We start from the raw sequence: 26,973 nt of genomic DNA on the forward strand, positions 1-26,973 counted from the left end.
ATCAAGTTAGTTTTCTTCTTTCGTCTATCTATCAAATATATCATTTTTTAATTCACTTTTTTATGATTCCAAAACAATCTTTTTTATAAATTTAGCAAACTAATATTATTAAACACACATAATGAGGTTTGAACTTTATACTGATGAAAAAGACGACAGACCAGTATTTATTACGGGAAATTTCAATAATTGGAATCCCAAGGACTATACTTACCAACTTACACAAGCAGACCCATGCAATTACTTTATAGAAATTGATAATCAAACACTTACGGAAGAAGTTGAGTATAAATTCACCAAAGGAGGCTGGGAAAACGTTGAACTGGATAAATACGGAAACATTACCCCTAACAGAAAGGCTAAAAAATCCATAGAAAAGACCTCCGATACTGTAAAAAAATGGAGATTGAACTGGGGACCATTCAAGAAAGAATTCTTTCCTGTTGCAGAAGTCATTTCTGAAAAATTCTATATCCCACAGCTTGATCGTTATCGTAAGATTTGGGCAGTACTTCCGTATGACTACCATACGTCCGATAAACACTACCCTGTCTTATATCTTCAGGATGCCCAGAACCTGTTCAATGAAGGAAGTGGCTTCGGAAACTGGGAAATAGATAAAAAGCTGTCTATCCTTGCGGAATATGGACGAGGAGATGTTATCATCATTGCTATAGAACATGGAAGTGAAGACAGAATCAAGGAATATATTTTCGATAATGATAATATCGCTAACGGTTCTGAGGGTAAAAAATACATCCGGTTCATTACAGACACCCTAAAGCCTTTTGTAGATGAGAATTATCGTACCAAGAAAGATCGTGACAATACAGGAATCGGAGGCAGCTCATTAGGTGCACTTATCAGTATTTACAGTGGTTTTCTTTATCCGGAGGTCTATTCAAAATTATTGATATTCTCTCCCTCTCTTTGGGTGGAACCCAACAATAACTTTCCAATGATGAACTTCCGGGTTCCTTTTAAAACCAAAATATATTTATACGGGGGTGCCCAGGAAGGTTCCAAAATGGTAAAAAGAATCTATATTTTTGAGGAGTATCTGAAAAGATGGGAGAAAAAAAATCTTTTTGACTTCGAATTCAAAACTAATATCAATCCGGAAGGAACTCACAATGAATTTTACTGGTCGCAGGAATTTCCAAGAGCCATTGAGTGGCTGTTTTATGACAATACAGAAAATCCGGTGGAGGTAAAACCACAACAACAAAGCATTAAAAACTAAGTTTATCAATCGCAGAAATGAAATTTGTTTACAGACAGAAGAAATTTCATTTGATCTAAAAATAATATCTACGTATGAAATTAATCAACAAAAAAAATAAAAACTACACTCAGGTTTTCCATTTATTCACTGAAGAAGAATGGGCAAAAACGGGTAAGAACTTCAATAAAAACATTGCCACTTTCTTCACAGGAAAAAAACATGAAATATTTGTAAATGCCCATGAAGAGGGAATAACTTATTTCATTGGTCTGGGGAAATCTACCTTACAAAATTTTGAGATTCAGAAGGTTGCTCTAAAGTTTTCGCAAACCCAAAAAGAAAAACTACAGTCCGCTCCTACTTTAATGCTTGCTGATTTCCTTAATGAAAAACAGTTCGAGGAATTTGTAAAAGGGCTACTTATTGGAACTTACAACTATCCTTTTGAAAAGAATCACCCTTTCTGGAATACAAAATTCGAGCTTCATTTCGAAAATTTAAGCCAGAAAAAACTGGATTATATCGGTCAAAAAGCTGAATCGTTAAGTAATGGACAGATCGCTTGCCAGGATTGGCTAAACAAGCCTGCCAATTTTAAGAAACCTGATATCTTCAGTTTATATCTTAAGAATCTGGCAAAAAAACATGAACTAAAATACACCGTCTTCAACAGAAAAAAATGTGAAGAACTTGGCTTGGGAGCTTATCTTGCCGTTAATCAGGGAAGCGCCTATGACGCTGCGTTTACTATTTTAGAATATAAAACTACCGTTAAAAATGCCAAAACATTCGGTTTGGTCGGAAAGTGTGTATTATTTGATACAGGAGGAATCTCATTAAAAAATTCAGCTAATCTGCATTACATGAAATCGGATATGGGCGGTGCTACGGCAGTTCTTGGAACATTGATCTACGCTGCAGAAATGAAACTTCCGGTTAATATCACCGCTATTCTTCCCGTCACAGATAATGCCATTTCTGAAAACGCACTCCTTCCAAGCGATGTGATTACCGCATACAATGGAAAAACAATTGAGGTCCTTGATACGGACGCTGAAGGCAGATTAATTCTTGCCGACAGCCTTTCTTATCTATCCAAAAATTACAAAACAGATTTCCTTATTGATCTTGCTACCTTAACAGGAAGTTCTGTAAGAATGTTTGGAGATACCTGCGGAGCTTTGTTTTCCAATGATGAGGAGCTTAAAAATATGCTAATTAAAACCGGAGACCAAACCAACCAGAGACTTTGGAACCTTCCTTTGTGGGACGTCTGGAAAGATGATATTCAATCCGATGTGGCAGATCTAAAAAACCTCTCTATGAAACCTATTGGCGACTGCATTATTGCCGCAAAGTTCTTAGAGCATTTCATTGAGAATCACCCTAAATGGGCGCATTTGGATATAGCAGGGGTAGCCTTTGGAAATGTGGGGTATGCCAAGGAAAAAGCGGCAACCGGTTTTGGGGTTCAATTATTGGTGGATTTAATCGAAAATTATCAGTAAAAATTAGTTTATTACAAAAAATCTCTGTATACTTGATTAGTAGTTTTTCAAAAGCGCACCATATTTCAATTTTTGATATTGATAAAATAATAAAAATATAGTTTTATTTTTGAAAATTTACTAAAACATAAAAAACATTATATGGAGGAGAAAATTATAGTATGTATTTCGTGCTATTACAAGGGCTATGACTTTATGGATGAAATGAAGAGGCTCGGTAATAAAATCATATTAGTAACATCAGAAAATCTTAAAGAAAAAAATTGGCCATGGCACGCCATTGACGAGGTATTTTATATGCCCGAACTCAAGCCATCTGTATGGAACCTTGAACATCTTATTCAGGGGTTTTCACACCTAATGAAAACCAGAAAAGTAGACGCCGTTGTAGCTCTTGATGACTTCGATGTAGAAAAAGCAGCCTTAATCCGGGAGACTTTCCGTATTCCCGGAATGGGGCAAACTACCCACCGCTACTTCAGGGATAAACTTGCTATGCGACAAAAGGCAAAGGATTCAGGAATTAATGTTCCGGAATTCACAGCAATTTTCAATGACGATATCGTTAATGATTTTGTTGATAAAGTTCCGGCACCATGGGTATTGAAACCCCGCTCAGAGGCTTCTGCATCAGGAATCAAGAAGATCACAACAAAGGAACAACTTCATGAAGCTCTGGAAATTCTTGGAGAAGAACGTCACCTTTTCTTACTGGAAAGCTTTAAGCCCGGAGATGTGTATCATGTAGACAGCCTTACATTCAATAAAGAGATTGTATTTACTTCTGCATCGAAATATCTGGCCCCGCCTATGCAGGTTTCTCATGAGGGTGGCGTTTTCAGATCCAAAACATTAGGAAGATATTCTGAAGAATTTAAAGCGTTGGAAGAAATCAATGCCAGGGTACTTTTCAACTTTGGACTTCTCAATGGCGCAACCCACACAGAGTTTATCCGAGGTAAGGAAGACGGAAAATGGTATTTCCTTGAAACCTCTTCAAGGGTTGGTGGTGCCCATATTCCCGATTTGGTAGAAGCTTCAAGCAATATCAATATCTGGAGAGAATGGGCCAAGATTGAGGATGCACTTTTAAGAAACAAAAGTTATAGCGTCTTACCTCCTACAGGATATTATTCAGGATTGATAGTTGCTTTAATCAAAGAAAAAGAGCCGGATTATAGTAAATTTGAAAGTGAAGAAGTTGTAAGGTTTCTTCCCATAGACTACCATGTCGGTATTGTTTACAAATCCAGCGATGCTTCAATAATAGAACAGAGATTGGATGGTGCTGCTGAAATGATCAATGCAGAAATGCTTAACATCCTACCTCCCAAAAGCAGCAAACTGAGAAGTTAGAATATATAACCATTAAAAGTAAAGAAATTTCAATGCCTCATATAGAACATACAGAGTATTATTCAAATATACTGGGAATGAGCCTTAAGGTTGAAGTAACCGGACAGTACGGGCATCCCATCATTATGTTTCCTACTTCTCAGGGCCAGTATACCCAGAATCACGATTTTCATCTTAATGGAAGTATCAACTGGTTTATAGAACAGGGAAAAGTAAAGCTTTATAATATCCAAACTATTGACAGCTGGAGCTTTTATGATGAAAAAATATCGCCACAACAGAGAATCAGAAATTATGAACGGTATGTACAATTCCTGATCAATGAGTTTGTTCCTTATATTCAAAAGCTTCATAAAACCCATCGTGTAGCAGTGGCCGGAGCCAGTTTTGGAGGATACCATGCCGCCAACTTTGCGTTGAGGTTTCCGGATGTAGTATCCCACCTGTTTTGTCTTTCAGGAGCTTTCAGTATAAGGAATTTTATGGATGGCTATTCAGATGATCTGGTTTATTTCAACTGCCCAAGGGAATTTGTAAGAAATGATGATGCCTGGAAGTACAAGCACATGCACATTGTATTGAGTACCTCCGATCAGGACATATGCAAAGATAAAAATGTTGAAATGGCTGAAATATTAAGGGTAAAAGGTATTGATTTTTGGTATGATGAAAGAAAATGGATTGGTCATGACTGGCCGTTGTGGAGAATGGTATTTCCAACATTTATAGGAACATATTTCTCTTAGATACCATGTAACCACAAAAGTTACAAAAGTTTTTAAGCTTCAACGAACCGTTTGAGAATACACTTGAGTTTTTTTGAAAAATCTATGATTTTCAATTTTCCAAAATATCGTATTTCGCTCCATTTAGAAAGGCGGCAAATCTTCAATTTGCCGAGGTGGTTATAAAGAAAAAAACTAAATTTAGCAAGCTAAAACACTCAGATACTTCACTATAGGAAATATAGAACAGAAAAAAAATATACACCCATTTAAAAACAGAAATTATGACAAAAAAAGTAGGAATTCTATTCGGCATGGAAGACACGTTTCCCTGGGCATTTATAGATAAGGTAAATGAACTGGGTGCCGGAGATATTGTAGCTGAACCTGTTACCATTGATAAACTGGAACAAGGGGCAGATTATGGTTATGCAGTGATCATCGACAGAATTTCGCAAGATGTTCCTTTTTACAGGGCTTATCTGAAAAACGCAGCACTTAACGGTACTTATGTAATCAATAATCCGTTCTGGTGGAGTGCTGACGAAAAGTTTTTCAATAATGCATTGATGAGCAAGCTCGGAATTCCACTTCCAAAAACAGTATTGCTGCCATCACATGAAAGACCAACAGATACTTCAGAAACTTCATTCAGGAACCTGAAGTTCCCGCATGACTGGGAATATATTTTTGACTATGTTGGATTTCCTGCCTATATGAAACCTCATGACGGCGGAGGCTGGAAAAATGTTTACAGAGTAGAGAATCCGGATGATCTTTGGAACAAACTGGGAGAAACAGAGCAACTGGTTATGATGGTTCAGGAAGAGATTGTCTTTGATGACTATTACAGAGTGTATTGTTTGGGCCAAAAATATGTTCACATCATGCCATATGAACCTAGAAACCCACATCATCTGAGGTATGCAACAACACATCAGACCCAAGGTGAAGCGCTTGAAAAACTTTTGAAAACCATTCATGATTATACCATCAAAATGAATAAAGCCTTGGGATATGACTTCAATACGGTAGAATTTGCCATAAGAGACGGCATTCCTTATGCCATCGATTTCTGTAACCCGGCACCTGATGCAGACAGAAACTCTGTAGGAGAAGAAAATTTCGCATGGATCGTAGAACACGCGGCAAAACTGGCCATTGAAAAAGCCAAGGAATATGTTCCGGGAAAACCCAATATCGCTTGGGGAACTTTTGTGAAAGATTCCATAAAATAACATTCAAAAGAATAAAAAAAACACAACAAAATGCATCAATTTACTATTGGAATCGAAGAAGAATATCAGATTATCGATGTGGAAAGCAGAGATCTTATTTCCCATGTTTCAAAAATCATTGAAGGTGGAAAAGCGGTATTAAGTGAAAACCTAAAACACGAGATGCACGAATCCATGATTGAAATGGAAACGGGAATCTGTCAGAATATTCAAGAAGCCAGAGCTGAACTGACCAATTTAAGAAGACACCTGATTAACACAGCTCATGAACAGGGGCTGCGTGTTTCTGGAGGGGGCACTCATCCCTTCTCTCACTGGTCTGACAATAACATCACACAAGGAGAAAGATATATCAAAATTGTAGATGATATGGGAGATGTAGCCCGAGAAAACCTTATTTTCGGACTTCACGTACACATTGGAATTCCCAACCGAGAGGAAGGAGTAAGAATTCAAAATGTGATGCGTTATTTTCTGCCTCACGTCTATGCTCTTTCTACCAATTCACCATTTTGGATCGGAAGATATACAGGCTTTAAATCCTACAGACAGGAAATTTTTGTAAAATTCCCGAGAACTGGTATTCCAAGCTACTTCAATTCATTAGGAGAATTTGACAGCTATGTTGATCTTTTGATAAAAACGGGTACCATAGACAATGCCAAAAAAATCTGGTGGGATTTAAGAGTTCATCCTTTCTACCCTACCATTGAATTCAGAATTTGTGATATGCCATTAAGAATTGATGAAACCGTATGTCTTGCTGCTATCATGCAAAGTTTGGTTGCTAAAATTTATAAGCTGCATCAGCAAAATCTAAGTTTCAGAAGCTACAGAAGACTGCTGTTGAACGAAAATAAATGGCGTGCTTCCAAAAGTGGGATTGAAGCCCACCTGATAGACTTCGGAAAAGAAGAATCTGTTCCTTACCCTATTTTATTAAAGGAACTTTTAGAATTTATTGATGATGTTGTAGATGATCTAGGATGTCGTCATGAAGTAGAATATGCATGGAAAATTCTAGAAAATGGAACAGGTGCAGACAGGCAGCTCCAGATCTTCAAAGAAACAGGAGACCTTACAAAGGTGGTAGATTATATGATCTCCGAAACTGAGTATGGGATAACACATGGCGAACCCGCTTCGTAATATTTTTGGTAACTTTACAAAAAATATGATGTAATGAAAGATATTCGAATTGCTTTGCTGGACATGAATAACAATCATGTAAATCAAGGTTTTAGAAATATTAAAGAGATTTCCGAAGCATTTCAACAGAATTCTGAAGAAAATGTAATCATCAAAACCTTTGATGTAAGATTTAAAGATGAAATGCCGGAGATTGGAGACTTTGATATTTTTATTTCTTCAGGCGGACCGGGAACTCCACATCGAGAAGGGTTTGAGTGGGAGGAAAGATTTGCTCATTTTTTAGACACCGTTTTTGAACATAATAAATACAACGAAGATAAAAAATACCTTTTCCTGATTTGTCATTCATTCCAACTGGCAAGCATCCATTGGAAATTGGGAAACATCTGCAAAAGAAAATCCTATTCATTTGGAGTAATGCCTGTTCACAAAACAAGAGAAGGAAAAGAGGAATTTTTGTTTAAAAATCTACAGGATCCTTTTTATGCAGTAGATTCCAGAGCCTATCAATTCATTGAACCAGATCATGAACGTTTTGAAAAATTGGGAATGACCGTTATGGCTATTGAAAAATTCCGTCCTCATATCAATCTGGAAAGAGCGGTAATGGCTGTCCGTTTCTCAGATGAAATATTTGGAACTCAGTTTCATCCGGAAGCAAGCCCACAGGCATTGATTGAAAACCTGAAAGATGACAAAAACAGAGAAGCCATGATTGAAAATTTCGGAATGGAAAAATATCTTGAAACCATGGACAGAATAGATGATGATGATAAAATCATCCTGACCAGAAACCAAATTCTTCCAAGATTTCTTCAGTTCGCAAAAAAAAACATTTTGAAAGAAGTTGAGTCTTTGGCTTAAAAGATGAATTAATATTAACTATAAAAGTTGCAAAAAGTTTTTTAAAACCCTAGTCGTTTTAAGTTACTAAACTGTTTGAGCAATACAATTAAGTTTTTGTGACTTTTATGGTTAACTTCTATTTAAATTTAATCTTGGATTTCAAGTTTACATTAAATAGTTACAAAATATTAAATCGAGCATTTTTGTTCGATTTTTTAACATCACAAAAGAAAAAATATGATCCCCAAATATAGAAAACAGTTTAACCAAGAGTTTTCAGGAGAGAAATACAACCACCTCAAGGGTATCCTAAAACAAAAAAGCGGTGTAGAACCAGGCTTTAGAACATCAGAAAGTCCAATTTTTCTTACTAAAGAATTTGAGGATAAATTGCTGAATGCAAGTGAAAGTATTATTACCCAAATTAAGGCCATTTCATCTGAAACCTTTCAAAAAGCAATCCCCGAAAACTGCAGGGTGCCCAATGATACGAACCAACCTCATTTTTTCACCATTGATTTTGGTATCTGCAAAAGTGAAAATGGAGAAATAGAACCTCAGCTGATAGAACTTCAGGCCTTTCCGTCATTATATGCCTTTCAAAAAACCTTTGAAGACACATTCTGTGAGGTCTATCCTTTTCTCGCAGACATCCGGAATACAATGTCTCAAAGCACCTTTCAACAGCATTTAAAAGAATTAATTGTTGGTGACGAAAATCCTGAACATGTAATTCTGCTTGAAATTTTCCCTGAAAGACAGAAAACGGCCATTGATTTTGCTTTGACAGAAAAATTATTAGGGATAAAAACAGTCTGCCTGACAAAAGTAAAAAAAGAGGGTAAAAAACTGTACTATGAAAACAATGGACAACTGACCGAGATCAAAAGAATATACAATCGAGTAATATTTGATGAACTGGACAGAATTCCTAATCTTGTCACTGAATTCGATTTCCGTGAAGAGGTTGATGTAAAATGGATTACCCATCCAAACTGGTTCTTTAAAATATCAAAGTTCCTTTTGCCTTTATTACAACATCAATTTGTTCCTAAAAGCTATTTTCTGCATGAGTTTCCGGAAGCAGAGAATCTTGAAGATTTTGTATTGAAACCATTATTTTCATTTGCAGGAAGCGGGGTTAATTTAAATCCCACCAAAGAAATCACAGATGCCATTGAGGATAAAGAAAACTATATTTTGCAGAGAAAAGTAACCTATGAACCTATTTTTGAAGATATTAACGGAGAATTTTCAAAAGCAGAAATCCGATTATTGTATATATGGAAAGAAAATGATGAACGCCCTATTCTATTGGAAAACCTGGGAAGAATGACAAAAGCAGCGATGGTGAATGTGGACTTCAATAAAAAAGATGCTATCTGGATTGGGAGCTCCAATGCTTTTTTTGCAGAAAGTCTATAAAATAAAGCGATCATAACAAAAAAAAGCATCCTATTATTACTGCAAATAAAAATATCCAGATGAAAAATCTAATCCATAAGGGTAATAAATTTTTCCTTTACTCAGGATTGTTTTACGATGCAGGTTCATTTCCAAAGGTTTTGTTGCGTTCGAACTTTGGGTTGAATATCAATGGACATCAAAAGCCTCAATAATTGAAGCTGTTTTAGGAATAATTATCTGTATGATGGTAATGATTGTTTTCTCGACTGATTATAAACTACCATTCAGACTGGAAGTGATTCCTCCATATTTTCACGTAATAGATATGCTTAAAATTGAAAAAAGTGGGACCTTCTAAAATAATTTGAATACAATGTCTATAAAAATCATTGAAGAAAGAGTATTTCAGCCGCTTGGACTGGAGTATTCTAATGCTGAAGAAGACCATGAATGTAAAGAGTATTCAGGTTTTAATTTCACACTAAACCATTTTAAAATAAAATTTCGAATATCAAAAATAACCCCTACCAAAACAGGGCAGTTCGTAACCATCTGGAAACGGAATGAAAAGGGAGAAACTACTCCTTTTGAAGCCGGTGATGCTATTGATTTTTACTTCATAGCATCCTTTAAGGATAATTTTTCCGGAATATTTATTTTCCCGAGAAACATATTGTTGGAAAAAGGTATTTTATCTGATGAGAAAAAGATGGGAAAAAGAGGCATAAGAGTGTACCCGAGCTGGGATGAAGTAAAAAGTAAACAGGCTCAAAAAACACAGGAATGGCAAACCCAATATTTTCTGGAGCTTTCACAGGAGAGTGATAAGATGCAACAGCAGGCTAAACTTCTGTTGAAAATTTAAAAAATAGAGATTTAAAATAATTTTCACTTACAAAAAACGGCCGTACATTCTGGTACAGCCGTTTTCTTTATGATAAACTTTTTGTTGTTTAAAGATTTTTATTGTCTTCCAGCAATTCTCTTGCCTGATATTCCTGTACCAAATCAATCGCATTAGAAATAACATCACTTAAAGCTGTGATAAAAGTTCCCTCCTCTGCCATTCCCATGGCATGTTTTAAAGCTTCAATCTCTTTAGGAATAATCTCATAACTCACATCTTTACCAGCTTCATTAATCCCATCGATAATCAATCCGTTGATTTCTTCCTCTGTTCTTCCACGAAGGTGTTTTTCATTTCGGATGATAATATAATCGAACATTCTGCCGGCAATTTTTCCGCATTCTTTAATATCACTATCACGTCTGTCTCCAACACCGGAAATAATACCTATTTTCTTTGTAGATTCAACGTTTTTCAGATAATCTTCAATGGCTTCATAACCTGACGGATTATGGGCGAAGTCAATCAAAACTTTAAAGTTTTTAAATTTAAAGACATTTAATCTTCCCGGAGTAAGCTGTGCACTTGGAATAAAGGTTCTCAGTGAATTGGAAATATCTTCAATACCAAATCCATGAAGATAACTTGCCAAACTGGCAGCCAATACATTTTCGATCATAAATCGGGCTTTTCCTTCCATTGTAATTGGGAAATCTTTTGCTTTACCAATTCTAATCTTCCAGTCTCCTTTTTTAATGGTTACAAATCCCTCTTCATAAACGCAGGTTATTCTTCCTTCCTTAGCAAATTTTACAATATGGGGGTTATTTTCATCCATACTGAAAATAGCAACGTTACAGTCAAGATCATTCACAATCTTCATGGAATACACATTGTCTGCATTCAATACACTCCAACCGGTTTTCTTTACACTGTCCAGTACCACTCTCTTCACCTTGGCAAGATCTTTCAAGCTATGGATATCATTCATACCCAAATGATCTTCCTCAATATTGGTCAGTACCCCGATATCACATTGTGAAAACCCTAATCCGGAACGTAGAATTCCTCCTCTTGCGGTTTCAAGAACAGCAAATTCCACAGTAGGATCCTTTAATATGAATTCTGCTGAAATGGGTCCGGTAGTATCTCCCTTTGACAGCATTGTATTCTGGATATAAATGCCGTCAGAAGTTGTAAATCCTACTCTATAACCATTACTCTTTACAATATGTGAAATAAGCCTTGTTGTTGTTGTCTTTCCATTCGTCCCCGTTACTGCAATGATCGGAATTGTGAATGGTTTCCCTTGCGGATAAAGCATATCTACCACCGGAGCTGCAACATTTCTCGGAAGTCCTTCGCTTGGTGCCAGGTGCATTCTGAATCCCGGTGCTGCATTAACTTCTATAATAGCCCCACCACTTTCCTTTAAAGGTTGTGTCAGGTTTTCAGCCATAATATCAATACCACAAACATCCAATCCAATAATCTTGGAAATTCTCTCTGCCATCGTAATATTTTCAGGATGTACCATATCGGTGACGTCAATTGATGTACCTCCTGTGGAGAGATTAGCTGTAGACTTCAAGTAAACCACTTCTCCTCTTTGTGGAATGGTCTCAAGAGTATACTGAAGTTTTTCAAGCAATTCTAAAGTATCTTTATCTACCTCAATCTCAGTAAGAACATTCTCATGCCCATAACCACGTCTTGGGTCCGTATTCTCTTTTTCAATAAGCTTCTGAATATTATGATCTCCATCCCCCACAATATGAGCAGGAACTCTTCTTGCCGCAGCAACCATTTTATTATCAATCACCAATACCCTGAAATCATATCCGGTAATATATTTTTCAACAATTACCTTTCTTGAATATTTTTGAGCATGTTCCAATCCTATTTTAGCAGAATCCCAATCGTTGACATTAATGGAGGAACCTTTTCCATGATTTCCATCCAAAGGTTTTAAAACAATCGGGTATCCTATTTTTTTGATAACATTTGTCAAATCATCCTCATCTACCACCAGATCCCCGATAGGAACCGGAATGGCGGCATCATGGAGCATTCTTTTGGTTAATTCTTTGTTGCAGGCGATATCTACAGCAATGGAACTTGTTTTTCCGGTAATCGTAGCCTGAAAGCGTTGCTGGTTCACCCCATATCCAAGCTGTACCAGGGAATTTGTTCCCAATCTGATCCATGGTATTTTTCGGGATACAGCTTCTTCTACAATACTTCCGGTAGAGGGTCCGAGGCGAACACGTTCCCTTATTTCCTTTAATTTGTGAATACAGGCATTCACATCATAATCTGTTCCATCAATTAATGATTGTGCAATCTTTACTGCTTCCTCAGCAGCATAAATTCCTACATTTTCTTCAAGATAATTGAATACAACATTATACACTCCCGGAGTTTTTGTTTCCCGGGTTCTTCCAAAGCCAACATCCATTCCCGCAAGGGTCTGTATTTCTAAGGCGATATGCTCAATGACATGTCCCATCCAGGTTCCTGTTTCCACTCTATGGAAAAAACCACCCTCCACTCCTTCTGAACACCTATGGGTGATCAATGATGGGAGCAATTTTTCAATTCTCTCCCTAAATCCTTCTATTTTATTGGTAGGATAATTCTCCATTTCCTCAAGGTCTAACCTCATCTGTATCAGCTTCTTTCTTCTGATACTCCAGATATTAGGACCACGTAGTGCCTGAATCTTTTCGATTTTCATAGTCTATTGGCATTTTATCAGTTAATAATAACTCTTTTCAAAATCAAATATAATATAAAACCCTAAACAAAACTACAGGAGGCTTGAAGATTTACTAAAAAATAATTAAATTTAATTAACATTTCTAAAACATTAAAAATCAGCTAAAGATGGCACGAATTTCGCCAAAGAATGCTAATTATTTTTTATTTTTGTACCATGATGAAACCTGTTGGAAAATTAATAGTAATCGGAGGAGCTGTAAACAAGGGAAGTTTTTCAGAAACCGATTATGATCAGAATATCGAAAAGAATCTTAACTTTTTTGAGCGTGGGATCCTACGAAAGATTATCAATGAATCAAAGCACAAAGAAGATTCTGTCATTGAAATTGTCACAACAGCCTCTCAAATTCCTCAGATCGTAGGTTCTGAATACAAAAAAGCATTTGAATTTCTGGGGGCTAAAAATGTAAATGTTCTCGATATTCATAATCGTGAAGAAGCCAATTCTGATGCTATGGTAGCAAGGGCCAATGCTGCTGATGTAATGATGTTTACCGGAGGTGATCAGCTGAGACTGACCTCTATTTTGGGTGGTACAAGATTTCATGATACTATTTTACTAAAATATCAGGAACAGGATTTTATCTACTCAGGAACTTCTGCAGGTGCTGCTGCTGCCTCTGAAAATATGATATATCAGGGAAGCAGTTCTGAAGCACTTCTAAAAGGAGAGATTAAAACTACACAGGGATTAGGTTTAATAGACAATGTAATTATTGATACTCACTTTGTACAAAGAGGCAGAATCGGACGTCTTTTTCAGGCTGTGGTTAACAACCCAAGAACCCTGGGAATAGGGCTTGGGGAAGATACAGGACTTTTCATCCATAATGATGTGATGACTGCTGTAGGTTCAGGTCTTGTTATTCTAGTAGATGGAAGATTCATTAAGGATACCAACCTTACAAACATCAATCTGGGAGAACCCATTTCCATTGATAATTTGACGGTTCATGTCATGTCTATGAATGATCATTATGATCTTACAACAAAAATGCTTACTATTGAGAACTCTCAATTTAATCCAATTCCTCAGGATAAATAGTTGAATAAAATATAAAAACGGAGCTGAAGCTCCGTTTTTTGTTTAATATTACCTGTTAAGAACTCATCCAAAGTTTATTCTTTATTCTATTATTTATAAATTAACTTCGTAAAAATATTTATTAACTATCATTTCTATTTTATGAAAATCATCATCCACGGCGGTTTTTTTTCAGAAAGCGATCAAAGCCATGAGGTAAAAACAGCAAAACAAGATTCTTTAAAAAAAATAGCCCAAAAAGCTTTCGAATATCTTCGGACTCATAATGCCTTTGATGCTGCTGCCTATGCAGTTTCTCTATTGGAAGACGATCCTTTGTATAATGCCGGAATCGGTTCACAAATTCAAAGTGACGGGATAATTCGTATGAGTGCAGCCATTATGAATGGAGAAACCCAAAAGCTAAGTGGTGTCATTAATATTCAGGATGTGAAGAATCCTATTTTTGTGGCAAAAGATCTGATGGGAGAAGATGACAGAGTTTTAGGTGGGAAAGGAGCAAAAAAATATGCTATAGAACATGGGTTTGAGAATTTTTCTACGGAAATTCCTCAAAGAAGAAAAGAATATGAAGCTAAACTTAATAATGGCGGAAAAGGTACGGTAGGCTGTGTAGCCATTGATAAGGATGGAAAACTGGCTGTTGCTACTTCTACAGGTGGAAAAGGCTTTGAGATTCCGGGACGGATCTCAGATTCTGCCACGGTGGCTGGAAATTACGCCAATGCTTTCTGTGCTGTAAGTTGTACGGGTGTGGGTGAAGATATTGTAAGCAATGCGACCGCCACAAAGATTGTAACAAGAGTTACAGACGGAATGAGCTTAGAAAATGCTTTCAGTAAAACCTTTGACGAACTTAAAACCATTGACGGATTTGCAGGGGCCATCGCTATTGATAAAGACGGCAATGTTTATCATCAGGATTCATACCCTACTATGGTCTTTGCTAGTTTTGATGGTGAAAATTTTGAGACCTTTTCTTAATTTTAACATTTTTTTATCATTCTACTTAATTTTTTGGCACGTATTTTACATGTTTACTAATAACAAATTTTAATATTAAATCTTAAAAATAGAAATCATGGGAAACAAAACAAAAGGCTTATTAGCTTTACTAGGATTAGGTGCTTTAGCTTATTGGAAATATAAGAATTCAACTCCTGAAGATCAACAGGCTGTAAAGGATAAACTTAATACAGCAAAAGATAATCTTAACAAATGGGGAAATGACCTTAAAAATAAAGCTAATGACGTTGCTTCTCAAGTTCAGACTAAAGTAGATGAAGCTAAAACAAAGGCTGAAGATTCTTTAAATTAAAAAACAGAAAGTAGTTTTTTTTAACATTCATATATAGAAAAAGTCATCGTAATTGTGCGATGACTTTTTTGATTCTTTAATTTCTTAGAACCACTTTTTTTCTACTGAAAAATAATTATTCAATCTGTGATTTAGCTCATTAATCAAGCAATTTTTTCTTTTGCTCGTTAAATTCTTCTTCACTTAACACTCCATTCCCTTTCAATCTTCCTAACTGTTCCAACTGATCCAGGGTACTTGGTTCTGACTTATTTTGAAAATATTCTTCGGGACGAGACATAAAGTCTCTTACTTTTTCACAAAATAATTCAGCGTCATATTTTCCTACTCCATCAATTTCTACAATGTCATCCGATACATGAATATCTATGGATGCCAGCATCAATTCAGTTTCATATTGTATGGAGCTTACTTTACTGTAAGAGAAGTCTTCAACTTTTAGCCCATACATGAATTCTTTATCTACAAAGATCAATCTCCTGTCTGTTGCTACTAAAATAATATGATGCGTTGTAATTTTATTTCTGCCCTCAACAAGATAGACAATCTTCTCCTCTTCTGACAATATATTGGGTAATTCTCGAATTTCTTTTCTTGCAAAAAAAGTGGGATTAATATCCAGTTGTTCAAGTTCTTCTTTTATTTCGTCCAATCTTGATTTTTTACTCATAGCAATAGTTTATGGGTCTAAATTACTATTTATTGGCAAGAAAATAATTTAATTCAATAAAAATATTAGATTTTAGAGGGTATGACAAAGGAGGTATACAGGCTATAGACTTTCCATCCCAGATTTTCATACAAAAGCCTACCCTCTTCTGTGGCAACCAAAAAATTATTGAAAACCTCTTTTGATAAAGCTATTTTCTCTAATTCTTTAATAACGCAAGAAGCAAGCCTTTTTCTTCTGTGCTTTTCATCTGTAACAATTCTGTCATATACTGCCAGATCATCCACTAAAACAATACGCCCAATGGATGCCAGCTCTCCGTTTTCTGCAATAATTTGCACTGTAAATACGGAGCCGTCATCACTGTATTCTAAATTATAACCATCGGCAAGTTTTGAATCTGGAATATTCATAGGATGAAAGCAGCACATCATGTATCCCTGCGGCTGAATTTGCCATTTTTCAGAGATATTTTTTATAAAATGGTCCAAGCCTGTACAAACCTTAAGGTAAACCCACGCTTCATCAATAGTATGGGAAAGCTCGAAAAAATCCTCATTAGGCTCAGAAAATACATACCGCTGCTTTTGTTTTTCCTCACTAACCTCAACTTTAAAACCTGATATAAACTGAATAGGCAATGGTAATTTTCTGGATAAAGACCATGCCGTCAACCATTTTCTCAATAGATCTACAGAGACTTTATCTTTCATTCCACTAATATTATTGAAGTTGTTCCAGAAGTTTCTTTTTTTGTTCTGCAAATTCTGCATCTGTCAGAACTCCATTTTCTCTCAGCCTTCCTAATTTTTCCAACTGTTCAAAAACTTCTTCTGTTGATAATGATTTTAGATTTTTAGGTTGTACTTTAGTTGGTACTGCAGGATTGGTTTGTGTTTTCTGAGGCTGATTATAGATTCCCTTTATGGTATCATAAAATTTTTCGGCATCTTCTCTATCAAGATAGCACTCAAACTCTATTACTCTTTCATCCAAATGGAGTTTAATGATTGGTGATCTTGGATCTGTAACAAAACTTACAGACTTAATGCTATCATTGGAATAGTCAATGATCTTTGCAGACCCAAACATTGATTTTGATACTGAAAGCATTCTTTTCTGTGTTGCCACCAGGATTCCGGCATCTAATGTCTTTACAAACTGTGCATCTGTGACAGCAATAATCTTCTCATCTTCAGAAATAAGGTTAGGAAGTTCCTTAATCTCACCTTTTGTGAATACAGAAAGGTTTACATTCAGATTTTCAAGTTCAGACTTTATTTTTTGCTTTCTACGTTTATAAACTTCCCGGGAAATACTTTGAGGTTCAGAATCCATAACTACCGGAAGATTTTCTTCTACAACTATAGGTTGATTCTGTTCTGCTTTTTTGTTTTCTATCATGTTGTTAATATCATTAATACCAAACTTATTAAGGTTGTACAGTAGTTCCTGATTGATATAACTTATTTTATCTAAACATTTATTGCATAAAACACCACCATCTGCAAGCTTGTTTTCTCCCAGAAGCGTATCCATAGACGTTAATTCTGTTGTACACAATGAACAGTTATTACTCATTTTCTTATTTTTTATAATTTATCCAGCAGTTTTTTCTTCTGCATTTCAAATTCTTCATTGGTTAAAATACCCTTTTCTCTAAGTTTTCCAAGCTTCTCCAGCTTTTCAAAGACAGCCTCTGCATCTTCTTCTCTTATTGATTTCTGATGCTGTTGTCTCAACGGATTTTGAGGACTATGTATATAGTTTTGTATAGCTTCATAAAAAATCTTTGCAGCATTTCGATTATTAAGCTTAAATTCGGCTTTTATTCCTTCGTTTGTATATAATTTCAATTCGGAAGAAACCAACCCATAACTATGCTGTACCGAGACAATTTTGTGATGAGGAAAATCATTTTCTACAGTATTACTGAAAAAATTTCTATCTATAAAGATCACTCTGCGCTCCGTTGAAATCAAAATTCCATCCAGATTATTATTCAGATATTTCCCTTCGGTAATAGCGATAAGCCTTTCATCTCTATCCAGAACATTGGCAAGTTCATTAACCTCAACATTTGCAAAAATACTGATCTGGGTATTTAAGGCAATAATCTGATCCTTAATTTCGTCAAGTCTTGTAGGTTTTTCAGGCTCTTTTTTTCCAACATTGACCTGAAAAGAATGGGAAAATGTCACTACAGTTCGTGATACCGAAGATTCTACTACAGGTTCTAGCGTTATTTCCTCTTCCTTTTCTATGCTTTCTCCCAACACAATGTCCCTTACCTGTACCAAGCTATAATTGCCAAGGTCATATACCAGGTCTTTATTAATATTAGTTGCTTTATTCAGACATTTATTACATAGAATACCTCCGTCTGAAAGTTTATTTTCTCCCAGAACGGTATCCATGGATGTTAATGGAATCCCACATAGAGCACAATTTGTGTTCATTCTAAATTTTATGTTTAAAAAATTTTTAACTCAAAACAGAGATAAAACAACTCGTTCCAATTTGTATCAACTCAAATTACAAATAATGATTTATTTTCAATCGAGATGTTAATCATTGAGTTTTTCTTTTTTCTTGAAAAGGTTATTAAAGTCTTTCTAATAATTTTGCTTTTTGAGCAGTAAACTCTTCTTCACTTAAAACTCCCATTTCTCTTAGTTTCCCAAGTTTTTCCAGCTGTGAAAAAATCACTTCCGGAGATTCTTTTTGAGTATTGAATGAACTTTGTGGCGTCTGAACAGGTGTATTTTGATACAATGATTGCGGTTGTCTTAGTTGTTGATTGAGTGGTTTTGCTGGCTCGTTAATACGCCCGTTAGCAATAGTACAAAATGCTCTTCCGTCACTTTTATTATGCAACTTAAATTCTGCAGCACCTCCTCTTGTATTTATTTTCAATATTGAATACAAAAGATTTTCAACCTGTTCTAATGATATAATGTCTTGATGAGTGAATTCTCTCTTCACAATTCCGCCCAAGAATTTTTTATCCATGAAAATCACTCTCTTTTGTGTTGAAAAGATAATTCCTTCTCTTTTACTATGAAGATCTATACATTCTGCAATAGCAACCAACCTTTCATCTCCATCCAGAACTTTATCCAGTTCATTCACCTCTTCATTGGCTAAGACACTTAATCTGGCATTAAGGGTAACAATCTGGTCCTTGATTTCGTCCAGTCGGGTTGGTGCATCGTATTCAAAATTATTAGATCCTGTATATGGGGAGTTTCCGGGATTCTGGCTGGCATCAATTTTACTTTTAAGGAACATTCCTGTAATTTCAGCGAAATAAAATTGATCAAGATTATTGATTAGGTCTCTATTGATTGTAATTGCTTTATTAAAGCATTCAACACAGAGGTAGCCGCCATCAGCAAGTTTATTTTTTCCTACAAGCATATCCGTAGACGTTAACGGTGTTCCGCATAGTGCACAAATAGTATTCATCTGGTTTTATGTTTAAAAGTTTTTCATTAAAACAGAGTATCTCTTCTACTCTATTTTTCCTATTATCGATCCAAAATACAAATTCTGATTCGATTAATACATAAATGGCTTATAGTTTTTCTAGAAGTCTTTGCTTTTGTTGTGCAAATTCTTCATCTGTAAGTATTCCGTTTTCTCTAAGTTTTCCCAATTGCTCTAAAAGTTCAAGAACAGGTACTTGATCTTCTTCTACTTCCTGATATCCAAGAGTAATATTAACCGCTTTACAAAATCCTAAGGCAAGACTTGGATCTTTATTTTCAAATTGAAAAATATTTTCTTCAGTATTTATTTTAAGAATAGGTTCCAGATACTGTAAATCTATTATCCTTTCATGAGGAATGACTTCGATATCATCGGCTCCCAATCCTTTAAAAATTAGTCTAGTTTCCGTTGACAATAGCAACGTTGCCTTTTCATTATACAGTCCGTCAATAATATGAATTACTTTTTCACTTTCCATCAAAATATCCGGAAGTTGATCAATAGACTCTACTGCCCATACAAGCAAGCCTGGATTAATATATTGAACTTGATATCTTATATTTTGCATCAGTTTCATATTAAAAATAAAAAAGTAAGATAGTTTTCTAACCCTTAATCAGTTTAAGTTGTAATAAAAACAGCCCAAGGTTATTCTTTATAAAAAGCCTTGAGCTGTTCCTTTGTCTATAAAATTATTTTTTTATCCTAAAAACTCTTCCAAAGAAACAGTTTTCTGCTCCCCGGCTTCAAGGTTTTTAAAGGTTACTGTTCCATTTTTTATTTCCTCTTCGCCAAGGAAGACAAGGTTCTTAATTCCTTTTTTTTCAGCGTAAGTAAATTGCTTGTTTATTTTCGCACTTTCAGGATATAGTTCTGCAGAAATTCCTTTTTCTCTTAGCTGCATAATCAACCTTAGTGCTTCAGTTGTTTCTTCTCCTCCGAAATTAGCAAATAAATATTCTATTTTAGAAGCTGCTTCTTCTGGGAAAAGATTTAATTCTTCCATTACTAAATAGATTCTATCCAGTCCAAATGAAATTCCTATTCCCGGAATGTTCTTTACCCCGAAAACCTCTGTCAGGTTATCGTATCTACCTCCACCACCGATGGATCCCATTGCTACTTCATCAGCTTTCACCTCAAAGATTGCTCCGGTATAATAATCAAGTCCTCTTGCCAACGTAATATTGAATACCAGATTCTGCATATCAACCCCTAAGTTTAAGGATTGAGTAAGAACAAACTCTAATTCCTCCACTCCCTGTAATCCAATTGCGTTACCAACAAATTTGTCTTTCAGTTGAAGAAGATTTTCTAAAGCATCATCAGATTGTTCAAATAAGAAATCTAATTTATCAATAGACTCCTGAGAGATTTCTCTTTCCTGTAATTCCTTAACAACTCCGTCTTTACCAATTTTATCCAACTTGTCCAAAGCAACGGTAAAATCAATCAGTTTGTCTGTAATCCCTGCATATTCAGCCAATCCGGAAAGAATCTTTCTATTGTTCATATGAATCGTTACAGGAACTTTCAAATCAGAGAATGACTTCAGGTATAATTGAACCAAATCCACTTCTTGTAATAAGCTTTCGCTCCCTACCACATCGGCATCACATTGGTAAAATTCTCTATATCTTCCCTTTTGAGGTCTGTCTGCTCTCCATACCGGCTGTATCTGAAATCTTTTGAATGGGAATGTTAATTTCCCATGATTCATCGCTACAAATCTTGCAAAAGGTACAGTAAGGTCATAACGAAGTGCTTTATCAGTAAGATTATCTGAACTGAAAGGTTTCTCTAACGCTCTTTGAAAATCATGAAGCATTTGAGTCTTTTTATCTTCCTTTGCTTCATTAATACTTGAGTTCAAAATCTTAAAAATTAAACGATCTCCTTCTTCCCCGTACTTTCCTGTCAACGTAGAAAGATTTTCAAAACTTGGCGTTTCCAATGGTTGAAATCCGAATAATTCAAAATTATTCTGTAGAATATTGATGATATATTTTCTTCTGGAAACTTCCTGTGCCGTAAAATCTCTCGTTCCTTTTGCTAAACTTGGCTTCATTTCTTATATGTCATTTTGATATACGCAAAAGTACGGAATTGCAAGGAATTTACACAGTATAAAAAAGCCGAAGAAATAATCTTCCTCAGCTTTTGTCATTATATGATCATTTATTCTGAAAAATCAGACACTTTCCAAGATTTCCAGGATTTCTTCCCCATAATTTTCAATCTTATGTTTTCCAAATCCCTTAATATCAAGCAATTCTTCCTTTCTAGCAGGCTTATACTTGGCTACAGATACAAGTTCCTTGTTACTTGCAATAAAGTATGTGGGCAGATTTTGTTCCCTTGCCTTCTCTGATCTCCAGAGTTTCAAAGCATCCAGAATCTTTTCCTCATCTGTATTTAAGGAATCATTCTCTGCAGAGTATTTAACTACCTTTGGTTCTTTCACTGTATTTTTCGTCAGTTTTAATTCTTCGAAATACAATATTACAGACCAATAGCATTCATCATGTACAAAAGCTGTTTCTACTTTTATAATCTCATTTGCTTCCAGAAAATCATCCAGCATCTTTTGATCCTTGTAGAGTAATTCTTCAGGAAGTCTGATTTTAAAAACTTTTACTTTCATCATTTGTGTTTTTAGAATTATTTACCGCCCAACAATAAGATTTCGTCTACACGAATCTCTGTAATATATCGCTTAACGCCGTCTTTATCATCATATGATCTGTACGTAAGCTTTCCCTCTATGGCAATCTCCTTTCCTTTCGGAACATATTTTTCAAAAATTTCTGCTGTCTTTCCAAAAGCAATCAGATTGTGCCATTGTGTTTCTTCTACTTTTTCGCCTTTAGCATTCGTGTAATGATCGCTGGTAGCTAAAGATATACTCGCTTTTACATTTCCGTTGTCGAAGTTTACCATTTCAACTTCCTTACCTGTGTAACCAATTAATGTTACTTTGTTTCTTAGTGACATAACTTTTAGATTTTAAAGATTAATATTTTCAGATAAGAGACGTTCACTGTTTTCTCAAATCTCTATTGCAAAGTTTGCGATATCGCCAAAAGTCAGTCGGTTATAAACTATTTAAATTCGTTTGTAGTCGTTTGTTATCGGATAATGAAAATTAAAAGTGTTTAGGAATACTTGCTTTAAAGGAAATGATATGAACTTACTAAGGAATAATCGATTGTATTTTTGTAGATAAAAATTTTGAAAACCTCTCTATTTTATAAGTTATTTTTTTGCAAACTTGTAAAAACGTCTAACAAAACTACGTACAGTAAGAAAGAGAAAAGGTTATACCCAACAGCAAGTTGCTGATGCTATTGCTACAGATGTTTCAAATTATAGTAGAAAAGAAAGCGGAACTGTAAAAAATTATACAGTCTGAATGGGATAAACTAGCAAAGTTTCTTGAGGTGCCAGTTGAGAAAATTTATGAAGAGAAAGAAGCAAAAATAAGTATTGAAAATCCTGTTTTCAACGATAATGCATAAGGCAATCTGGGGAACATTAATGCTACTATTAATAATGAATTAAGCCTAGAAATCATTAAAAACCTACAGGAATACATCAGTTTACTTAAAGAAGAAATCAATAAACAGAAAAATAAACAGTAACCTATTTTCTTCAACCTTAATATAAATCAGCAGCGATTATCTTCTATTCTAATTTTTTTTAGCCACAAATACACGAATTCTTTTTATTCGTGCATTTGTGGCCATTTTATTGAGATTTAAATTAATTTTGTCTTCTGTTTCTTACTAAGAAGGAACTTTAATGATTTTTGAATATAAAGAAATGAATATATGAGGACGTTAGAAATTAAAAAGAATATTCAGAAAGAAGAGGATAAGAATCTTTCTTTTCGGGTTTTTGATTTAACCAATGACTATTTGAAAAATTATGGAAAGCCTCACAAAAAGAATCATTTTTTTATTATTATCATAGAAAGTGGAACGCTACAACTCCATATTGAGGATAAAATTCATTTTTTGAAACCGGGAAAAATCTCTGTGGTATTTCCTGATCAGGTTCATTTTATTTCTGAGACAAGCGATGATCTGAAAGGAAAAATCATTCTGTTTGAAGAAATACTGTTTTGTTCAGATATCTTGAAGAATGAACTTAGTACTTATAATGTCAATCTTTCCACACAGCTTCATTGTACTGTTTTATCTCCTGAAGACTTTCAACAAAGCTTATATTTGATTTCCATCATTCAGGGGATTTATCAGCAGCCAAGTCTTATCAAAAAGGAACAGGCAAGGTTTCATATCAAAATTTTTCTGTTAGGTTTAATTGAATCTGTTCACGGACTGCATCCTATTTTGCATAAAGAAACTCCTGATAAACCAGTTTATGTCCGTTTTAAAAAATTACTGAATGAGCATTATAAACAATACAGAACGGTTCAATATTATGCTGATGAACTGGCTATTACAACAAAAAAATTAAATTCAATTACAAAAAAGCATTGTGGAGAAACGGCAATCCAGGCCATTCACAACCGGATTTTAATAGAGATTAAGCGACAATTGATGTTTTCAGACCTTTCTCATAAGGAAATTGCTTTTGATCTCGGTTTCAACTCTCCATCTGCACTCAACAAATTCGTAAAATCAAAATTGAAGGAAACTCCTACAGCTCTTCAGCAGGAATTGGCGCAAATGTATAACACATAATCCTGTTTGTATAACATCCTCTGTTTGGGCTTATCTAATTTTGTTTCATTAAAATCAAACAAAAAAATGAGCAAATTATTTATTGCAGGAGAGGTATTCCATGGTGCCGGAAGTCTTTCAGAATTAGCAAATATTAAAGGTAAAAAAGCCGTAATTGTAACGGGAGGAAGCTCTATGAGAAAAAGCGGAGCTCTTGATAAAGCAGTTGCTTACCTTACAGAAGCTGGAATCGAAACTAAAATTTTCGAGGGTGTAGAGGAAGATCCATCATCAGCAACATGTCTGAAAGGAGCTGAAATGATGAAAACATTTGAGCCTGATTGGATTATTGGATTAGGAGGTTGTTCTGCTATTGATGCAGCCAAAATTATGTGGGTATTTTATGAGTATCCTGATGCTGATTTTGATGCAATGATTAAACCTTTCACGGTTCCGGTTTTAAGAAATAAGGCGAAGTTTATCGCTATTCCTTCTACAAGCGGAACAGGAACTGAAACAACGGGTCTTGCAGTGATTACAGACAGAGAAAAAGGGGTAAAATATCCTATTGTTTCTTATGAATTAACACCGGATATTGCCATTGTAGATGGAGAGATCTGTGCTTCAATGCCTGCACATGTGACATCAAATACAGGTCTAGATGCATTAACACACTGTGTGGAAGCTTTCGTTTCTAATATTGATAATAATATTGCAGATGCTCTTTCTAAAGGTGGTCTTGAGATTGTTTTCAATAACTTAAAAGAAGCAGTAGAAAACCCAAACAATATTACAGCACGTCAGAATATGCACGATGCTTCTTTTATGGCAGGATTAGCATTCAATAATGCATGGTTGGGAATTGTTCACTCATTATCTCACCAGGTTGGAGCATTGTATGGGATTCCTCACGGAGCTTCCAATGCCATTTTCCTTCCGAATGTTATCCGTTACAATGTACAGGCTACAGAACGTTACCCTGATTTAGCAAGAGTAATTGGCAAAGAAACAGCTGAAGAACTTGCTCAGGCAATTGAGAAGTTACGTTCTGAGGTTAATAATCAATCAGCAATCAAAGAATTTGGAATTTCAAGAGAGGATTGGGATAAAAACATTGATTATATTACTGCCAATGCACTGGCAGATCCTTGTACCGGTTTCAATCCGAGAGTTCCTTCTTTAGATGAATTAAAGGCTATTTATAATGCTTGTTATGAAGGTCTTGTTTATAGTGAGGAATTGGTTTTAGGATAATATTTAAATTTTAGCACCAAAAAAGCAGGAGCCCAAAATGGTTCCTGCTTTTGCTATTCAACTAAAAAGGCATTCAAGATTATACTTTTTCACATTCTATAATACTGCTAAGTTCTGTTCCTATCTGAATGATACGGGTAAATGTGAAGTCTGAATTTTAAATTCAGTTAACGTTCTTTCCTTTCTGGTTAAGCAATCCATCATCACAATATCCAAAAGTTTTGCCCCTTTCGGCATTGCATATTTTTAAAATATAAATACATTCCTCATCAATCCAATCAACAAATAACCAACACAAAATAAATTATTCATAAAAAGTTTAATCTATTCTACTTTCTATGTAAAAAACGCTTAGCTCCTCAATACTATCCATTTACAAACGGATAATTCTGTATCTTTGTTCTAACTTGGATAAAGCCTATGCATTTTGCATACAATCAATTATAAAAAGTAAAGAAGACAAGTACATGAAGAAGACAATAAAAAGAACGTTCAGAGTTTCAAAATATGTAATCTATAAGGAAACTCTGGTTGATTACAAAGAGCATTTTTGGTCATTTCTGGGTGCTTTTTTCGGAATTGGATTGATTGCATTTATCCAATCCCACTCTTTAGCACAGACTGAAAATATTTTTCTGATCGGTTCTTTTGGAGCCTCAAGTGTTCTTATTTATGGAGCAATTCAGAGTCCTTTGGCCCAACCGAGAAATCTGGTTGGTGGACACGTTCTTTCAGCATTGGTGGGAGTTACAGTTTATCAGATCGTTCCGGACATCATATGGCTTTCTGCACCTTTGGCCGTAGCTTTTTCTATTGTATTGATGCAGTATACAAAAACCTTACATCCTCCAGGTGGAGCCACAGCATTGATAGCAGTGAGCTCTACGGGAAAAATTCCGGAATTAGGATACTGGTACGTCATCTCTCCTGTTCTTTCAGGGTGTATTATTCTTCTGCTTGTGGCTTTACTTTTTAATAATATAACATCCAACAGAAGTTACCCTACTCATAGCAGGTTTATAAGGTTATTGAGAAAAAAACATGCACATGCACACAAAGTGAAAAAATAAAAATTATGAATTGTCTGGAATGTGGTGAAAAAATAATCGGAAGGTCTGATAAAAAATTCTGCAACGATGCCTGCCGAAATGCCTACAATAATAAGCAGAATAAGGATTCTACTAACTTGATGCGAAATGTGAACAACAAGCTTCGCAAAAACTATCGCATTCTGAAAGAAATAAATACCGATGGTAAAACAAAGGTTGCAAAATCTAGGCTAGATGGCTTAGGTTTTGATTCTGACTATTTCACCAACCTGAAAGTCTATAAAAATGGATCAGAATATAGATTTATCTACGATTATGGCTACAAAATTCTAGAGGATGACTTTGTTCTGATTGTAAAAAGCCAAGTCTAAATTA

27 protein-coding genes are annotated in these 26,973 nt (G+C 35.2%); 17 read left to right on the forward strand and 10 right to left on the reverse strand.

The genetic code is table 11. The features are described from left to right. The first annotated feature begins 121 nt into the window (after positions 1–121). The 10 genes from SCA31_RS01835 (at position 122) to SCA31_RS01880 (ending at position 10,322) form a co-directional block, all read left to right on the forward strand. A complete protein-coding gene (locus SCA31_RS01835; RefSeq protein ID WP_410695107.1) occupies positions 122–1,243 on the forward strand; it encodes an alpha/beta hydrolase-fold protein in 1,122 nt (373 codons plus the stop codon). 74 nt (positions 1,244–1,317) lie between these two features. Next, positions 1,318–2,733 (forward strand): leucyl aminopeptidase family protein, encoded by a 1,416-nt coding sequence (locus SCA31_RS01840; protein ID WP_410695108.1) that lies wholly within the window; start codon positions 1,318–1,320, stop codon positions 2,731–2,733. Between the two features lie 141 nt (positions 2,734–2,874). Beyond that, positions 2,875–4,089: an acetyl-CoA carboxylase biotin carboxylase subunit family protein gene (locus SCA31_RS01845; RefSeq protein ID WP_410695109.1), complete on the forward strand. Its 1,215-nt coding sequence runs from the start codon at positions 2,875–2,877 to the stop codon at positions 4,087–4,089. Between the two features lie 32 nt (positions 4,090–4,121). Then, entirely contained in the window at positions 4,122–4,835 is a 714-nt protein-coding gene (locus SCA31_RS01850) for an alpha/beta fold hydrolase (RefSeq protein WP_410695110.1), read from the forward strand. A gap of 263 nt (positions 4,836–5,098) precedes the next feature. Further along, a complete protein-coding gene (locus SCA31_RS01855; RefSeq protein WP_410695111.1) occupies positions 5,099–6,052 on the forward strand; it encodes a RimK family alpha-L-glutamate ligase in 954 nt (317 codons plus the stop codon). A gap of 30 nt (positions 6,053–6,082) precedes the next feature. Then, the gene (locus tag SCA31_RS01860; protein WP_076351627.1) at positions 6,083–7,201 is read left to right on the forward strand and encodes a carboxylate-amine ligase; all 1,119 of its coding nucleotides are present in this window, start codon (positions 6,083–6,085) and stop codon (positions 7,199–7,201) included. Positions 7,202–7,234: 33 nt separating this feature from the next. Beyond that, on the forward strand, positions 7,235–8,068 hold the full coding sequence (locus tag SCA31_RS01865) for a type 1 glutamine amidotransferase (RefSeq protein ID WP_410695112.1): 834 nt from the start codon (positions 7,235–7,237) through the stop codon (positions 8,066–8,068). A gap of 219 nt (positions 8,069–8,287) precedes the next feature. Further along, entirely contained in the window at positions 8,288–9,475 is a 1,188-nt protein-coding gene (locus SCA31_RS01870) for a hypothetical protein (RefSeq protein WP_410695113.1), read from the forward strand. A 59-nt stretch (positions 9,476–9,534) separates the two neighbouring features. Next, complete coding sequence (locus tag SCA31_RS01875; RefSeq protein ID WP_410695114.1) at positions 9,535–9,669, forward strand: hypothetical protein; 135 nt, start codon at positions 9,535–9,537, stop codon at positions 9,667–9,669. Positions 9,670–9,830: 161 nt separating this feature from the next. Further along, positions 9,831–10,322, forward strand: a complete 492-nt coding sequence (locus SCA31_RS01880; RefSeq protein WP_410695115.1) for a MepB family protein — start codon at positions 9,831–9,833, stop codon at positions 10,320–10,322. A gap of 88 nt (positions 10,323–10,410) precedes the next feature. On the opposite strand, the gene cphA is transcribed toward SCA31_RS01880, so the two are convergent. Continuing rightward, positions 10,411–13,041 carry a cyanophycin synthetase gene (gene cphA, locus SCA31_RS01885; RefSeq protein ID WP_410695116.1) on the reverse strand — a complete coding sequence of 877 codons (2,631 nt, stop codon included), beginning with the start codon at positions 13,039–13,041 and terminating at the stop codon, positions 10,411–10,413. Positions 13,042–13,242: 201 nt separating this feature from the next. Between cphA and SCA31_RS01890 the strand changes: the two genes are divergently transcribed. The 3 genes from SCA31_RS01890 (at position 13,243) to SCA31_RS01900 (ending at position 15,448) form a co-directional block, all read left to right on the forward strand. Then, positions 13,243–14,130 carry a cyanophycinase gene (locus tag SCA31_RS01890; protein WP_076352082.1) on the forward strand — a complete coding sequence of 296 codons (888 nt, stop codon included), beginning with the start codon at positions 13,243–13,245 and terminating at the stop codon, positions 14,128–14,130. A gap of 141 nt (positions 14,131–14,271) precedes the next feature. Then, positions 14,272–15,114 carry an isoaspartyl peptidase/L-asparaginase gene (locus SCA31_RS01895; protein WP_410695117.1) on the forward strand — a complete coding sequence of 281 codons (843 nt, stop codon included), beginning with the start codon at positions 14,272–14,274 and terminating at the stop codon, positions 15,112–15,114. A gap of 97 nt (positions 15,115–15,211) precedes the next feature. Then, positions 15,212–15,448, forward strand: coding sequence for a YtxH domain-containing protein (locus SCA31_RS01900; protein WP_410695119.1), 237 nt, complete (start codon positions 15,212–15,214; stop codon positions 15,446–15,448). A gap of 139 nt (positions 15,449–15,587) precedes the next feature. On the opposite strand, the gene SCA31_RS01905 is transcribed toward SCA31_RS01900, so the two are convergent. From SCA31_RS01905 to SCA31_RS01945, 9 genes are all read right to left on the reverse strand, one after another. Beyond that, positions 15,588–16,118: a PH domain-containing protein gene (locus SCA31_RS01905; protein ID WP_410695120.1), complete on the reverse strand. Its 531-nt coding sequence runs from the start codon at positions 16,116–16,118 to the stop codon at positions 15,588–15,590. Between the two features lie 65 nt (positions 16,119–16,183). Continuing rightward, complete coding sequence (locus SCA31_RS01910; RefSeq protein WP_410695122.1) at positions 16,184–16,891, reverse strand: GNAT family N-acetyltransferase; 708 nt, start codon at positions 16,889–16,891, stop codon at positions 16,184–16,186. Further along, positions 16,842–17,699, reverse strand: a complete 858-nt coding sequence (locus SCA31_RS01915; protein ID WP_410695123.1) for a PH domain-containing protein — start codon at positions 17,697–17,699, stop codon at positions 16,842–16,844. The genes SCA31_RS01910 and SCA31_RS01915 overlap by 50 nt, the downstream gene beginning before the upstream one ends. Positions 17,700–17,710: 11 nt before the next feature. After that, a complete protein-coding gene (locus SCA31_RS01920) occupies positions 17,711–18,577 on the reverse strand; it encodes a PH domain-containing protein (protein ID WP_410695124.1) in 867 nt (288 codons plus the stop codon). 145 nt (positions 18,578–18,722) lie between these two features. Next, complete coding sequence (locus SCA31_RS01925) at positions 18,723–19,586, reverse strand: SHOCT domain-containing protein (protein WP_410695125.1); 864 nt, start codon at positions 19,584–19,586, stop codon at positions 18,723–18,725. Between the two features lie 109 nt (positions 19,587–19,695). After that, positions 19,696–20,178, reverse strand: a complete 483-nt coding sequence (locus tag SCA31_RS01930) for an SHOCT domain-containing protein (protein WP_410695126.1) — start codon at positions 20,176–20,178, stop codon at positions 19,696–19,698. A gap of 132 nt (positions 20,179–20,310) precedes the next feature. After that, positions 20,311–21,678, reverse strand: a complete 1,368-nt coding sequence (gene hisS, locus SCA31_RS01935; protein WP_410695127.1) for a histidine--tRNA ligase — start codon at positions 21,676–21,678, stop codon at positions 20,311–20,313. A 123-nt stretch (positions 21,679–21,801) separates the two neighbouring features. Further along, entirely contained in the window at positions 21,802–22,254 is a 453-nt protein-coding gene (locus SCA31_RS01940; RefSeq protein WP_410695128.1) for an HRDC domain-containing protein, read from the reverse strand. Positions 22,255–22,271: 17 nt separating this feature from the next. After that, the gene (locus SCA31_RS01945; protein WP_410695130.1) at positions 22,272–22,604 is read right to left on the reverse strand and encodes a single-stranded DNA-binding protein; all 333 of its coding nucleotides are present in this window, start codon (positions 22,602–22,604) and stop codon (positions 22,272–22,274) included. Between the two features lie 836 nt (positions 22,605–23,440). Here SCA31_RS01945 and SCA31_RS01950 point away from each other — a divergent pair. The 4 genes from SCA31_RS01950 (at position 23,441) to SCA31_RS01965 (ending at position 26,969) form a co-directional block, all read left to right on the forward strand. Further along, positions 23,441–24,316 carry an AraC family transcriptional regulator gene (locus SCA31_RS01950; protein WP_410695131.1) on the forward strand — a complete coding sequence of 292 codons (876 nt, stop codon included), beginning with the start codon at positions 23,441–23,443 and terminating at the stop codon, positions 24,314–24,316. Positions 24,317–24,382: 66 nt separating this feature from the next. Beyond that, complete coding sequence (locus SCA31_RS01955; protein ID WP_410695132.1) at positions 24,383–25,549, forward strand: iron-containing alcohol dehydrogenase; 1,167 nt, start codon at positions 24,383–24,385, stop codon at positions 25,547–25,549. Positions 25,550–26,016: 467 nt separating this feature from the next. Then, the gene (locus tag SCA31_RS01960) at positions 26,017–26,619 is read left to right on the forward strand and encodes an HPP family protein (protein ID WP_410695134.1); all 603 of its coding nucleotides are present in this window, start codon (positions 26,017–26,019) and stop codon (positions 26,617–26,619) included. 5 nt (positions 26,620–26,624) lie between these two features. Continuing rightward, positions 26,625–26,969: a hypothetical protein gene (locus tag SCA31_RS01965; protein WP_410695135.1), complete on the forward strand. Its 345-nt coding sequence runs from the start codon at positions 26,625–26,627 to the stop codon at positions 26,967–26,969. The last annotated feature ends 4 nt before the right edge of the window (positions 26,970–26,973 follow it).

The sequence above is a fragment of the Chryseobacterium sp. SIMBA_028 genome (assembly GCF_046535285.1).
Taxonomy (GTDB): Bacteria; Bacteroidota; Bacteroidia; order Flavobacteriales; family Weeksellaceae; genus Chryseobacterium.

Coding starts and splice junctions, on each gene's coding strand:
- SCA31_RS01835 (WP_410695107.1), top strand. CDS start 122: ATGAGGTTTGAACTTTATACTGATGAAAAAGACGACAGACCAGTATTT.
- SCA31_RS01840 (WP_410695108.1), top strand. CDS start 1,318: ATGAAATTAATCAACAAAAAAAATAAAAACTACACTCAGGTTTTCCAT.
- SCA31_RS01845 (WP_410695109.1), top strand. CDS start 2,875: ATGGAGGAGAAAATTATAGTATGTATTTCGTGCTATTACAAGGGCTAT.
- SCA31_RS01850 (WP_410695110.1), top strand. CDS start 4,122: ATGCCTCATATAGAACATACAGAGTATTATTCAAATATACTGGGAATG.
- SCA31_RS01855 (WP_410695111.1), top strand. CDS start 5,099: ATGACAAAAAAAGTAGGAATTCTATTCGGCATGGAAGACACGTTTCCC.
- SCA31_RS01860 (WP_076351627.1), top strand. CDS start 6,083: ATGCATCAATTTACTATTGGAATCGAAGAAGAATATCAGATTATCGAT.
- SCA31_RS01865 (WP_410695112.1), top strand. CDS start 7,235: ATGAAAGATATTCGAATTGCTTTGCTGGACATGAATAACAATCATGTA.
- SCA31_RS01870 (WP_410695113.1), top strand. CDS start 8,288: ATGATCCCCAAATATAGAAAACAGTTTAACCAAGAGTTTTCAGGAGAG.
- SCA31_RS01875 (WP_410695114.1), top strand. CDS start 9,535: ATGAAAAATCTAATCCATAAGGGTAATAAATTTTTCCTTTACTCAGGA.
- SCA31_RS01880 (WP_410695115.1), top strand. CDS start 9,831: ATGTCTATAAAAATCATTGAAGAAAGAGTATTTCAGCCGCTTGGACTG.
- cphA (WP_410695116.1), bottom strand. CDS start 13,041: ATGAAAATCGAAAAGATTCAGGCACTACGTGGTCCTAATATCTGGAGT.
- SCA31_RS01890 (WP_076352082.1), top strand. CDS start 13,243: ATGAAACCTGTTGGAAAATTAATAGTAATCGGAGGAGCTGTAAACAAG.
- SCA31_RS01895 (WP_410695117.1), top strand. CDS start 14,272: ATGAAAATCATCATCCACGGCGGTTTTTTTTCAGAAAGCGATCAAAGC.
- SCA31_RS01900 (WP_410695119.1), top strand. CDS start 15,212: ATGGGAAACAAAACAAAAGGCTTATTAGCTTTACTAGGATTAGGTGCT.
- SCA31_RS01905 (WP_410695120.1), bottom strand. CDS start 16,118: ATGAGTAAAAAATCAAGATTGGACGAAATAAAAGAAGAACTTGAACAA.
- SCA31_RS01910 (WP_410695122.1), bottom strand. CDS start 16,891: ATGCAGAATTTGCAGAACAAAAAAAGAAACTTCTGGAACAACTTCAAT.
- SCA31_RS01915 (WP_410695123.1), bottom strand. CDS start 17,699: ATGAGTAATAACTGTTCATTGTGTACAACAGAATTAACGTCTATGGAT.
- SCA31_RS01920 (WP_410695124.1), bottom strand. CDS start 18,577: ATGAACACAAATTGTGCTCTATGTGGGATTCCATTAACATCCATGGAT.
- SCA31_RS01925 (WP_410695125.1), bottom strand. CDS start 19,586: ATGAATACTATTTGTGCACTATGCGGAACACCGTTAACGTCTACGGAT.
- SCA31_RS01930 (WP_410695126.1), bottom strand. CDS start 20,178: ATGCAAAATATAAGATATCAAGTTCAATATATTAATCCAGGCTTGCTT.
- hisS (WP_410695127.1), bottom strand. CDS start 21,678: ATGAAGCCAAGTTTAGCAAAAGGAACGAGAGATTTTACGGCACAGGAA.
- SCA31_RS01940 (WP_410695128.1), bottom strand. CDS start 22,254: ATGAAAGTAAAAGTTTTTAAAATCAGACTTCCTGAAGAATTACTCTAC.
- SCA31_RS01945 (WP_410695130.1), bottom strand. CDS start 22,604: ATGTCACTAAGAAACAAAGTAACATTAATTGGTTACACAGGTAAGGAA.
- SCA31_RS01950 (WP_410695131.1), top strand. CDS start 23,441: ATGAGGACGTTAGAAATTAAAAAGAATATTCAGAAAGAAGAGGATAAG.
- SCA31_RS01955 (WP_410695132.1), top strand. CDS start 24,383: ATGAGCAAATTATTTATTGCAGGAGAGGTATTCCATGGTGCCGGAAGT.
- SCA31_RS01960 (WP_410695134.1), top strand. CDS start 26,017: ATGAAGAAGACAATAAAAAGAACGTTCAGAGTTTCAAAATATGTAATC.
- SCA31_RS01965 (WP_410695135.1), top strand. CDS start 26,625: ATGAATTGTCTGGAATGTGGTGAAAAAATAATCGGAAGGTCTGATAAA.